Origin of the sequence: Streptomyces sp. NPDC056347, assembly GCF_042262625.1 — a bacterium.
Classification (GTDB): Bacteria; Actinomycetota; Actinomycetes; order Streptomycetales; family Streptomycetaceae; genus Streptomyces.
Genome location: NZ_JBHJQP010000169.1, coordinates 6,132 through 17,222, shown reverse-complemented (window position 1 = coordinate 17,222; position 11,091 = coordinate 6,132). Strand labels below are relative to the sequence as shown.

Genomic DNA, 11,091 nt, shown 5'->3' with positions numbered 1-11,091 from the left:
CGCTCCGACACCGTCGTGTCGGAGCGGGCCCTCACGGCCGGCGGCGGGTCAGACGCCCGCCGGATGCCGGTCAGACACGGTCGGCCGCGATGAGGACGTACTGGAAGGACCTGTCCTTGTACGAGTTGATGAAGGCTTCCTCGATCCCGGTGACCAGCGAGGACGTGGCCCGCAGCTCCCAGTAGGGGAGCGTGTCGGGGGTGAGGTCGATGACGGCCTGCGGCACGAGGCGGTTGTCGGCCATGGCGCGCAGGTACTCCCGGCGCGAGTGGATGTTGCACTCGAAGTGCGCGTTGATCTGCGAGACCCACTTCGAGGGCTGGCCGTAACGCGGGTTCCAGCAGCCCGTGATGGTCACGTAGCGGCCGCCGACCGAGAGGACGCGGGAGTGCTCGGCGAAGAGGTCGTGCAGATCGACGTACATGCTCGACTCGTTGTTCCACGACGCCGCGGTCGAACCGGTCTCGAAGGGCATGTCGAGCATGTTGCAGACGCGGGCGCGGACATGGTCCTCGATGCCGAGGTCACGTGCGCGGCCGTTGGCGAACTCGGCCTGCTTGGCCGACAGCGTGACGCCCTCGACCTTGCATCCGAAGCGCTGGTGCGCCATCACCATCGAGCCGCCGCGGCCGCAGCCCGCGTCCACCAGGGTGTCGTCGGGCCCGATGTCGCCCAGGTTCGCCAGGAGGAAGTCGGCCTGCGCCGACTCCAGCCGGTGGAGCTCCGAGATCAGCTTCTTCTCGCTCTCGCTGTCCTCGGGGGTACCGAGGGCGGCGCGGTCGATCTCACCGATGCCGTAGTGGTGGTGGTAGAGGCCGTCCACGTCGCCGAGCCGCAGGTTCACGGGCCGGGCCTCCCCGTCCCAGTAGCGGGCGATGTCCCCCTGGTACGGCGTCGCCGGGTTGGGGACGCTCGGGGAAGCGGCGGTGAGCTCGGTGTTGGTCACAGGTGAATCCATTCTCTTTACCAGAAATCGGGCAGGCTGTAGCGGTAGGTGTTGGACTGGTGCCAGTTGTGGTTTCCGTCGACCCAGGCGGCCACGCCCCGCAGGAACCGCAGCACCTGCGGTACGGGACAGTCGGCGGCCAGGGCCGAGGCTTCGCGCTCGAAGGCGTGCATGAGGTCGTTGTGGACCTCGACCGACTTCAGATAGGCCTGCCGGTCGGAAAGGCCCTCGCGTTCGGCGATCACCACGGGCAGGTTCAGGTGCCTGCCGGGAGTGTTGAGCTCCTTGGTGTACGAGTACAGGTCGTTCACGATGGTCGTCGCGTTGCCCGCGAGCGCGATGACCTTCTGCATGGCGTCCTGCGCGTGCAGGTCCGCGGGCAGTTCGTAGCCACCGACCGTGTCGGTGATGGTGGGACAGGGCCGGAAGTTGTTGAACTGGCGCATCGCCAGGTACTCCCACACCTCCGGTACGTGGTCCATCTGGGCCCAGGCCGCTTCGGCGAGGTACCCCATGTGCAGCCGGGCCATGTCGTGCCGGAACCGGTCCGCCTGGGAGGGGCTGGCCGCACGGACGAAGTACTCCATGGCGGAGCGGTAGGCCCGGCGGGGCGCGTCCGCGTGGAGCGACTTCCCCCACCGCGGCTGGTACTCCTCCGTCGTGTGCACGGGGTCGAGGGCGGTGTGTGCGAGCAGAAGGCGTTCGCCGAGCCCGTCGGGTGAGCCCCCGTGGTCCTCGCAGTAGCAGTCGTCCACCGCGTTCTCGGCCACCATCAGGCGGGTGGCGAGCATCAGGTGGTCGACGCTGGGCGCGTCCGGATGACAGCCGACCATGTAACGGCCGACGGAGAAGCCGTCGAACTCCTCCTCCCAGTCGTCGGGATAGAGGGAGACCTCGTCCAGCGCCCAGGACTTGATCCTGTGGCTGACCTCCTCGACCCGCACCGGGTCGGGCTCCGGCACGGGGTGGAAGTACAGGCCGGGTACGGGAGTGCCCTCGGCCGCACCCGCACCCGCGGCCGTATTCGGGGCCGTGGCGGACCCGTCGCCCCGCAGGGTCAGGCGCAGGCTCGCGGTGCCCAGGCCGCTGGGGCCGCGCAGGACCCGGTCCAGCGGCCCGGCGGCCGGCTGCGGCACCCCGGTGGCCGGGGAGGGGAGTGCTGGTGCCGCGGGAAGGGGAGGAGCGGCGGGGAGGGAGGGTGCACCGACGGCGGCCCTGACGTCACGGGCGTGGGTCGCGGCTGCGGCCAGTACGTGCGCCCCGAAGCGGGACGCGGCCTCCGGCAGGCTCGTCTGCGGTGGTGGCAGCTCAGGCGCGGGCATCGATGGCTCCTTGGCTCCTTGATGGGGGTGGGGCGGCTGTCCCGGGGCCCTGGCGGCGCGCACGGCTTCCCCGGGAACCGGAGTGCGTGGCGAAACCGTTCGGGCCGGGGCCGTTATTCGGGCCGACGGGCGATCTGTACGTTCTCCAGGACACCGACCGCGTCCGGCACGAGGATCGCGGCGGAGTAGTAGGTACTGACGAGGTAGGACGTCATGGCCTTCTCGTCGATGCCCATGAAACGGACCGACAGGCCCGGTTCGTACTCGTCCGGCAGCCCGGTCCGGTGCAGACCGATGACGCCCTGCTTGTCCTCGCCGGTGCGCATGACCAGGATCGAGCTGGTCATCTCCGGTGTGACGGGGATCTTGTCGCAGGGCAGGATCGGAACCCCGCGCCAGGACGTGACCCGCAGGCCGTCGAGGTCGACGTGGTCCGGCCGGAGTCCTCGCGCGTTGAACTCGCGGCCGATCGCCGCGATCGTCCGGGGGTGTGCGAGGAAGAACTTGGAACCGCGGCGCCGGCAGAGCAGTTCGTCCAGGTCGTCCGGGGTGGGCGGGCCGGAGTGGGGCTGGATGCGCTGTTTGAAGTCGGCGTTGTGGAGCAGGCCGAACTCCCGGTCGTTGATGAGCTCGTGCTCCTGGCGCTCGCGCAAGGCCTCGACGGTGAGCCTGAGTTGCTCCTCCATCTGGTTCATCGGCCCGTTGTAGAGGTCGGCGACCCTGGTGTGCACGCGCAGTACGGTCTGGGCGACCGAGAGCTCGTATTCGCGGGGCTTCAGTTCGTAGTCGACGAACGCGCCGGGCAGTTCCTGTTCGCCGACGTGACCGGCCGACATCGGGATCTCCGCCTCGCCGCGGTGGTTCTGCCGCTGGCGGGAGAGCGAGGAGAACGCTTCGAGATGGGCCCGGAGGCCGGGTGCGGCGGAACGCACGGCCGCGAAGTCGGCACGCGACAGCGTGAGCAGTGTGCCGGAGGTCTCGGCGGTGACGGTGCGGCCCCAACGGGCTTCCTCGTCCAGCAGGGCGTGCTCGCCGAACCGGTCGCCGTCGGCGAGTACGTCCAGGGCGACCGTGTCGCCGTACGCGCCGGGGGAGGCCTGGCCGACGCGGCCGTGGGCGATCAGATGGAGCCGGTCGGCGGGGGTCCCGCGCACGGCCAGCGTCTCGCCCGCCCGGAAGTCGCGCTGGACGCACCGCTCGGCGAGCGCCGTCAGCACCTCCGGGTCGTCGAAGCCGCGCAGCAGGGCCAGTTCACCGAGTTCACGGGGGATCACCCGGACCCGGGCGCCCTCCTGGACGAACTCCACGGTCCCGTCGCCGACCACGTAACTCAGACGGCGGTTCACCCGGTACGTCCCGCCCTTGGCCTCCACCCAGGGGAGCATCCGCAGCAGCCAGCGGGAGGTGATCTCCTGCATCTGCGGGGCGGATTTGGTCGTGGTGGCGAGATTGCGGGCAGCCGCCGTACCCAGACTGGACTGCCGGGGCAGCTCCGGCCGTACTTCCGGGCTCGATCCAACCGTCATCGGGCAAGCTCCCCTTGCTGAGGGCGCTGACACACACGTATGCGGACGCCATCGGGTCATTGGAAGGAAAAGGGGTATCCGGAAGGGAATCCGTCCAGATCCAGGGGAACCCTAGTAGCCGCTTCGCCCTCCGAAGCAAGGAAAGCCGCTGACATTAACTCGATACGATGATCGTGTCCGTGTGATGTTTGTTCGAGTATCGACATGTTCCAGCCGTACCGGATCAATACCCCGGTGAGGTCCCGGCGTCCTCGTCGCCCGATCTCCGTGCCGAGGGGAACCGCGACGCGGCGGCGCGTGAGTATCTGTGTGCCGGTCGCCCGCGGTCAGCGGCGTCGTGGGCCGGGAACACCGGCAGCGGCCGGGGCGAAGATGTCCGGAAGATGCTCCCGCCCGGCTCGGGTGTCGCGTTGAACGGCATGTGTGAACACGCCAGGATCGGGGACGGCTCCGCGACCACGGAGCCACGCGCCGAGGGGGACAGCGCGGGCTGTCCCACGGGCGCGGACCGAGAAGTGATCGTGTCCCCGTGATCGGGGCGCGGACCGGGGGGTACTGTGCCAGGCATCGTTGTGGCCGACGACCAACACCTCATCCGCGCCGGCATCGTCGCGCTGCTGCGCACCCAACCGCACTTCGGCCCCATCGGCGAGGCCGGAACCGGGCCCTGCGCGATCGAGACCGCACGCCGACAGCACCCCGACCTCGTCCTGATGGACATCCGCATGCCCGGCATGACCGGGCTCGCCGCGGCCCAGCAGATCCTCGCCCTCGGCCTGCGGCCGCGCCCCCGCATCGTCGTGCTGACCACCTTCGACGAGGACGACTACGTCTATGCCGCCCTCAGGGCGGGATGCAGCGGATTCCTCCTCAAGGACATGCCGCCCGAGCAACTCCTCGGGGCTGTTTCGGCCAGCCTCTCCGCGGACATTCTCGTCGCACCGGCCCGGCTGAAGAAGCTCGTCGAATCCCGTACGGCCACGCTCCCGCCGCGAACGAACGCTCCCGGTGTCCTCGACCGACTCACCGACCGCGAAGTGGAGGTACTGAAGCTCGTGGGCACGGGCCTGCCGAACGACGACATCGCCCGCCGGATCCATGTGTCGGAATCCACCGTCAAGACGCACCTCCACCGCCTGATGACCAAGCTCGACCTGCGCAGCCGGGCCCAGGCCGTCGTGATCGCGTACGAGACCGGCCTCGTCACCATCGGCGGGCCCTCGCCCTTCCCGGCCTGACCAGGCCGCGCGTACGGCGGCCGGCACCGGCCGACGGCCCGCCCGGGGCCGGTTCCACCGGCCGTCCCGATCCGGGGAACCGCCCGGGTCGGGATGCCCGGCCGTCGTGCACCGAATCCCGGCCGTCCAACCCGGCGGTCCCGGCCATGGCCGGGCTCCCGTCGCGTCTTCACACCGGTAGGGTCAGCGCGACCTCGAAGCCGCCGTCCGGGCCGGGGCCGGCGGCGAGGGTTCCGCCGTACAGCCTGGCCCGCTCACGCATGCCGACCACGCCGTGTCCGCCGCCGGGGCGGGTGGGGCCGGTGGGGCCGGGGCCGTCGTCGGTGACGGTCGCGGACACCTCGTGCTCGCCGTAGTGGATCCGTACGACCGCGGATGCGGCGGGGGCATGCTTCAGCACATTGGTCAGCGACTCCTGCACCACACGGTGGAGGCACAGCTCCGCACCAGGTGCCAGGGGCCGCTTCCGCCCGCTGAACCGGAGCGATACGGCGACCCCGGATTCGCGGACACGCTCGGCCAGGTCATCGAGGCTGCCGAGATCCGGCGCCGGTGCGGAGGGCTCCGTATCCAGCGGCGCCCGGAGCAGGACCAGCAGCCGCCGGACCTCCTCCAACGCCTCGCGGCCGGTCGACGCGATGGTCTCCACGGCGCCGCGGGCCGTTTCCCGGTCGGAGTCGAAGACGTACTGCGCGAGACCCGCCTGCACGGAGACGACCGACAGGTGATGGGCGACCACGTCGTGCAACTCGCGTGCGATACGCACTCGTTCGTAGGTCACCGCGTGCCTGGAGCGCTCCTCCTGCTCCCGGCGCAGCTGGTCGGCGAGCCTGGCGAGCTCGGCATTGCGCAGGGCGAGCTGGCGGGCGTTGTCACCGAACTTCCACAGGGTCGCGGCCATCACCACCGCCTGCATCGCCACCGTCGCCATCGAGCCGGCCGGGTTGGACAGTCCCGCGTACAGCCAGACGGCCACCAGCGCACCCGCGCATCCGGCCGCCTCCCTCGGCGGCCGGGAGGCGGCGACGCTGTAGAGGGCCAGCAGCGCGGCCAGGCTGTTGACGACGGGCCAGAACCCGGCGGCGATGTACACGGCCCACCCGATGGACACCGCCGCCATCACCAGGACCGGGGCGACCCTGCGCGCCACCGTGACGAGATTGACGGCGCAGACCAGCACGAGACCGGTGGTGCCGAGGCTGTGCCACCCGGGGGGAGGTTTCTCCCGGCCGAGCAGCAGGCTGGTGACCGTGAGACCGAGCGCGAGCGCGACGTCCAGGGCGGGCACGTGCATCCGGGCCGACCATCCCCGCACGTTCATCCGCCCACCCTAACCGGGCCCGCGGCAGGCCGCCTCCCTCGACGGTACGACCCCGCCTGCAACGGAGGTTTACCCCTTGGCCCCTTCCTGCGACGGAAGTTCACGACGGCGTCGAACCGTCGGCGGACGCCCTGCCCCCGATGCCGCCCGTAGCGTCCTGGACGTCACACCGCAGCGGCAGGCGGGCCGGCCGGCCCGCCCCGGGAGCGGTGTTCACGAGACATCAGAGCTTGCTGAGCAAGGAGAGAGACATGAACCTGCGCAGGGCAATCGCATCCGTGGGTGTCGCGGCCGCCGTCGTGGTGTCGGGGGCGGTGGTGGCGGCGCCCGCCAACGCGACCACCAAGTACGGCTGCAAGGACACCTACCTCTGCGCCTACCGGGGCTCCAACTACCAGGACTCGACGGGCCCCGGACCGGTCGCGGACAACAACCAGGACCTCACGATGTACCCGAAGTTCCGCTACATGAAGTCCATCTTCAACAACGGCACACAGTGCACGGCGTACCTCTTCTCCCAGACGTACTACCAGGGGTACAAGCACACCCTCTCGCGCGGTGAGGGGTACCCCAACCTGAACAACATCCCCGAGTTCCGGACCACCGGGGTGCAGAGCAACCGCTGGTGCAAGTAGGACCGGACCGGCTCCCGTCGTCCGGTGCGCCCCGACAGGGACGCACCGGCCCGTGCGAAGGGACAATCCCGTGCAGCAACGACGCCTGACCGCGGTGTGGGTGAGTGTGCTCGCCGCTCTCGCCGTCGCCGGAGCATGGCGCTGGTCCGAACCCGGCCGCACCGCACCCGGACCGGCCCAGGCCATGCCGCCCGCACCCCTGGCCCGCTTCCTGGCCACTCCTGGCCAGCAGTTCGCACTGGACCGGGCCGAGACCGACCTGACCAACCGGTGCATGCGGGACCGGGGCCGTACCTATGCCCTTCCCCGGAGCGGGACGGCACCGCCGAGCGTTCCCGAGTCCCCCTACGGGCTGCTCACCGTGCGCGCCGCGCGAGCCGAGGGCTACGGGTTCCACTCGCCGGCCGACGAACCGGCCCGACCCGCGAACCCGGCCCGAACGCTGCCCCGGGCGGACGAGGACGCCCTGCTGGGCACACCCGCCCACGAAAAGCTGCTCGCACTTCCCGGCGGCGGCGAGCTCTCCGTGCGTACCGACGGCTGCGCCTACCGGGCCCGCCTGCGGCTGTACGGCGACGGATGGTCCCAACTGCGCTACACCGTCGAGTCCTTGACGAACCAGGTGGTCAACCGGGTCCAGGCGGACGCGGAGGTGCGCCGCGCCCGGCGGAAGTGGGCGGCTTGCATGGCCGAGTACGGCTTCCACGGCAAGAACCCCGGCGAGGCCCGCGCCCGGGCGAGCGACTACGTGGCCCGCGCGGGCCAGGACCGGGCCGCTCGCCGACGGGCTCGGGGCCAGACCGATGAGCTGGCCCGGAACGATGCCCGTTGCCAGCGGACCGGCGGGCTCCTCACCGCCGTGGCGCACGCCCAGTCGGCCGTCGAGAAGACCGTCGTCGCCGCGTCGCGTACCCGGCTCGACGCCTACGCCGCCCGGCGTGACGCGGCGCTGCGCCGGGCCGCCCTGATCGGCACCGTCCGGTCCGGCTCCAGCGGCGGCACCGTGCGCGCCGCGCGGACGCTGCTGAACGCTCACGGCGCTTCGTCGGCCGTGGACGGTGACTTCGGTGCGGGCACCAAGTCCGCGGTGGTGTCCTTCCAGCGGGCCGGGGGACTGGCCGCGGAAGGCATCGACGGCCCCAACACCGGCCATGTGGCGACCAGTTGACAAGGAAAGCCCAGAACCCAATGCGCGCGACCTCTTCCACCCACAACCACAAGGAGTCCGAAATGCCCTTCCCCCGCCATCGCCCCCGCCCCCGGCTCGCGGCCGTCCTCCTGTCCGGCGCCCTCGCCGTGAGCTCCCTCGCCCTGGCCACCGTGGTATCCGCCCCCGCCGAGGCGGCCACCTACCCGTGCAACCGCACCTACTACAGCGGCGAAGCCCTCACCGCCTACGGCGATACGGGCAGCCGGGTCACCGAGGCCCAGTGCCTCCTGGTCGGCTGGGGCCGCCTCAAGGCCAGTGGTGTGGACGGCCAGTTCGGCCCCACGACCCGCAGCGCGGTCATCGCGTTCCAGAAAGGCCTCAAGAGCGGCGCGTGCGGTGGCCGTGTGAGCGTGGACGGCATCGTCGGCCCCGTCACCTGGTACTACCTGCGCTACGGCTGCGGCTGATCCCCCGCCCGAACCGGGCCCACCCCTACCCGTCACTCACCGCAGTGGAAGGAAACCTGCCATGAGATCCACGGCCATCGCCGGCGCCTGGGCGGCCGCCCTGCTGACCGCCGGACTCCTCGTCACTCCAGCAGCTGCCGCGCAGGACACCGGAGGACAGCAGACGCAGGCCGGTGCCGCCGCCGTGACCAAGCTCAGCCACGCCGACGCGAGCGCTCGTTTCAAGGCGGCCGGCGTCGCCTGGCGCTCCAGTGGCAACTGCTCGGACCGTAACCGCTCCACCTGCACCTCCTTCAGCGGGCTCAACCTCAACAGCGCGCTGGGCGCGATCACCCTGAAGAAGGCCGGCGGGTGCGCGCTGACCATCACCGGCGGCACCGAAACCGGCCACGCCTCGGGTACCTACAGCCACTGGAACGGCTACAAGCTCGACTTCGACCCCACCAGCTGCCTCACCCACTACATCACCGGCACCTTCACCCGCATCGCCGACCGGAGCGACGGCGCGGCCCAGTACAAGGCGGCCTCCGGCAACATCTACGCCCGTGAGTCCAACCACTGGGACGTGACCTTCCACACCTGCGGCGGCTGCTGACCCGGCGGGCCGCGGACGCGAGGACGCCGCCGCACCCCGTCCGGGCTGACATGCGTCGAGCTCGGACGGGGTGCGGCGGGGGCGTGCGCCGGAGCACCGGTCAGATGTCGCGGAAGATCTCGATCTGCGCGCCGACGGAGTTGAGCCGCTCCGCCAGCTCCTCGTAACCGCGGTTGATGACGTACACGTTGCGCAGTACGGACGTGCCCTCGGCCGCCATCATGGCGAGCAGGACCACCACCGCCGGGCGCAGGGCGGGCGGGCACATCATTTCGGCGGCGCGCCAGCGGGTGGGGCCTTCGACCAGCACCCGGTGCGGGTCGAGGAGCTGGAGCCTGCCGCCGAGGCGGTTCAGGTCCGTGAGGTAGATGGCGCGGTTGTCGTAGACCCAGTCGTGGATGAGGGTCTGACCGTGGGCCGAGGCGGCGATCGCCGCGAAGAAGGGCACGTTGTCGATGTTGAGCCCGGGGAACGGCATGGGGTGGATCTTGTCGATCGGCGCCTCCAGCTTGGAGGGGCGGACCGTCAGGTCGACCAGGCGGGTGCGGCCGTTGTCGGCGGCGTACTCCGTCGTGCGGTCGCAGTCGACGCCCATCTCCTCCAGGACCGCGAGCTCGATCTCCAGGAACTCGATCGGCACCCGGCGGATCGTCAGCTCGGACTCCGTGACGACGGCGGCGGCGAGGAGGCTCATCGCCTCGACCGGGTCCTCGGAGGGGGAGTAGTCGACGTCCACGTCTATGTGCGGGACGCCGTGCACGATCAGGGTCGTCGTACCGATGCCGTCCACACGTATGCCCAGGGCCTCCAGGAAGAAGCAGAGGTCCTGGACCATGTAGTTGGAGGAGGCGTTGCGGATGACGGTCGTGCCGTCGTGCCGCGCGGCGGCCAGCAGGGCGTTCTCGGTCACGGTGTCGCCGCGCTCGGTCAGCACGATGGGGCGGCCGGGGGTGACCGAGTGGTCGACCTGGGCGTGGTAGATCCCCTCGGTGGCGGCGATCTCCAGGCCGAAGCGGCGCAGCGCGATCATGTGGGGCTCGATCGTGCGCGTGCCGAGGTCGCAGCCGCCCGCGTACGGAAGCTTGAAGCGGTCCATGCGGTGCAGCAGCGGGCCGAGGAACATGATGATGGAGCGGGTCCGGCGGGCGGCGTCCGCGTCGATCGCGTCCATGTCGAGCCGGGCGGGCGGGACGATCTCCAGGTCGGTCCCGTCGTTGATCCAGCGGGTCCGCACACCGATGGAGTTCAGCACCTCCAGGAGGCGGTAGACCTCCTCGATGCGGGCCACCCGGCGGAGCACGGTGCGGCCCTTGTTGAGGAGCGAGGCGCAGAGCAGTGCCACGCACGCGTTCTTGCTCGTCTTGACGTCGATGGAGCCGGAGAGTCGACGGCCGCCGACCACGCGCAGGTGCATCGGTCCGGCGTAGCCGAGCGACACGATCTCGCTGTCGAGTGCCTCGCCGATGCGCGCGATCATCTCAAGGCTGATGTTCTGATTGCCGCGCTCGATGCGGTTCACGGCGCTCTGGCTGGTGCCGAGCGCCTCGGCGAGCTGGCTCTGCGTCCAGCCCCGGTGCTGGCGGGCGTCACGTATGAGCTTGCCGATGCGTACGAGGTAATCGTCTGACATGCCGAAAGGTTATCTCAGATATGAGATGAGCCGAACGGTGGGGTGCGGCATTCGGGTGACGCATGGGCGTGTCGGCACGGCAGTTGTGGCCCGGAGGTGCGTGCGGGCACTGTCCGGACGTTGTGCCTTCCATGGTCCACGCCGATCGCCGGGGCCGCCCGCGTTGCGCGTCCGTACGGGGCAGGGGAGGCGGCGGCCGGAAGCGCCGGGGGGCCGGCAGCGGGCGGCAACCCGCGCCGCGGGAAACGGCACTGCACGAAA

At 70.7% G+C, this 11,091-nt stretch carries 10 protein-coding genes; 5 read left to right on the top strand and 5 right to left on the bottom strand.

The features are described 5' to 3' along the window. Positions 1-70: 70 nt before the first annotated feature. The 3 genes from ACFCV8_RS29485 to ACFCV8_RS29475 form a co-directional block, all read right to left on the bottom strand. Positions 71-946 carry a geranyl diphosphate 2-C-methyltransferase gene (locus ACFCV8_RS29485; protein ID WP_376688520.1) on the bottom strand — a complete coding sequence of 292 codons (876 nt, stop codon included), beginning with the start codon at positions 944-946 and terminating at the stop codon, positions 71-73. A gap of 17 nt (positions 947-963) precedes the next feature. After that, the gene (locus tag ACFCV8_RS29480; RefSeq protein WP_376688519.1) at positions 964-2,268 is read right to left on the bottom strand and encodes a family 2 encapsulin nanocompartment cargo protein terpene cyclase; all 1,305 of its coding nucleotides are present in this window, start codon (positions 2,266-2,268) and stop codon (positions 964-966) included. A 113-nt stretch (positions 2,269-2,381) separates the two neighbouring features. After that, on the bottom strand, positions 2,382-3,794 hold the full coding sequence (locus ACFCV8_RS29475; RefSeq protein WP_376688518.1) for a family 2B encapsulin nanocompartment shell protein: 1,413 nt from the start codon (positions 3,792-3,794) through the stop codon (positions 2,382-2,384). 566 nt (positions 3,795-4,360) lie between these two features. Here ACFCV8_RS29475 and ACFCV8_RS29470 point away from each other — a divergent pair. Next, positions 4,361-5,032, top strand: coding sequence for a response regulator (locus ACFCV8_RS29470; RefSeq protein ID WP_376688521.1), 672 nt, complete (start codon positions 4,361-4,363; stop codon positions 5,030-5,032). Positions 5,033-5,201: 169 nt separating this feature from the next. Here the strand turns inward: ACFCV8_RS29470 and ACFCV8_RS29465 are convergent, their stop codons facing one another. Next, entirely contained in the window at positions 5,202-6,353 is a 1,152-nt protein-coding gene (locus tag ACFCV8_RS29465) for a sensor histidine kinase (RefSeq protein WP_376688517.1), read from the bottom strand. Positions 6,354-6,604: 251 nt separating this feature from the next. On the opposite strand from ACFCV8_RS29465, the gene ACFCV8_RS29460 reads away from it, so the two are divergent. The 4 genes from ACFCV8_RS29460 (at position 6,605) to ACFCV8_RS29445 (ending at position 9,200) form a co-directional block, all read left to right on the top strand. After that, positions 6,605-6,988 (top strand): peptidase inhibitor family I36 protein, encoded by a 384-nt coding sequence (locus ACFCV8_RS29460; protein ID WP_376688516.1) that lies wholly within the window; start codon positions 6,605-6,607, stop codon positions 6,986-6,988. 70 nt (positions 6,989-7,058) lie between these two features. Next, positions 7,059-8,156, top strand: coding sequence for a peptidoglycan-binding protein (locus ACFCV8_RS29455; RefSeq protein WP_376688515.1), 1,098 nt, complete (start codon positions 7,059-7,061; stop codon positions 8,154-8,156). A 62-nt stretch (positions 8,157-8,218) separates the two neighbouring features. Further along, complete coding sequence (locus tag ACFCV8_RS29450; RefSeq protein WP_376688514.1) at positions 8,219-8,605, top strand: peptidoglycan-binding protein; 387 nt, start codon at positions 8,219-8,221, stop codon at positions 8,603-8,605. Positions 8,606-8,666: 61 nt separating this feature from the next. Further along, a complete protein-coding gene (locus ACFCV8_RS29445) occupies positions 8,667-9,200 on the top strand; it encodes a hypothetical protein (RefSeq protein WP_376688513.1) in 534 nt (177 codons plus the stop codon). 100 nt (positions 9,201-9,300) lie between these two features. On the opposite strand, the gene ACFCV8_RS29440 is transcribed toward ACFCV8_RS29445, so the two are convergent. Continuing rightward, complete coding sequence (locus tag ACFCV8_RS29440) at positions 9,301-10,830, bottom strand: helix-turn-helix domain-containing protein (protein WP_376688512.1); 1,530 nt, start codon at positions 10,828-10,830, stop codon at positions 9,301-9,303. Between the last annotated feature and the right edge of the window lie 261 nt (positions 10,831-11,091).

Coding starts and splice junctions, on each gene's coding strand:
- ACFCV8_RS29445 (WP_376688513.1), top strand. CDS start 8,667: ATGAGATCCACGGCCATCGCCGGCGCCTGGGCGGCCGCCCTGCTGACC.
- ACFCV8_RS29460 (WP_376688516.1), top strand. CDS start 6,605: ATGAACCTGCGCAGGGCAATCGCATCCGTGGGTGTCGCGGCCGCCGTC.
- ACFCV8_RS29440 (WP_376688512.1), bottom strand. CDS start 10,830: ATGTCAGACGATTACCTCGTACGCATCGGCAAGCTCATACGTGACGCC.
- ACFCV8_RS29475 (WP_376688518.1), bottom strand. CDS start 3,794: ATGACGGTTGGATCGAGCCCGGAAGTACGGCCGGAGCTGCCCCGGCAG.
- ACFCV8_RS29480 (WP_376688519.1), bottom strand. CDS start 2,268: ATGCCCGCGCCTGAGCTGCCACCACCGCAGACGAGCCTGCCGGAGGCC.
- ACFCV8_RS29450 (WP_376688514.1), top strand. CDS start 8,219: ATGCCCTTCCCCCGCCATCGCCCCCGCCCCCGGCTCGCGGCCGTCCTC.
- ACFCV8_RS29465 (WP_376688517.1), bottom strand. CDS start 6,353: ATGAACGTGCGGGGATGGTCGGCCCGGATGCACGTGCCCGCCCTGGAC.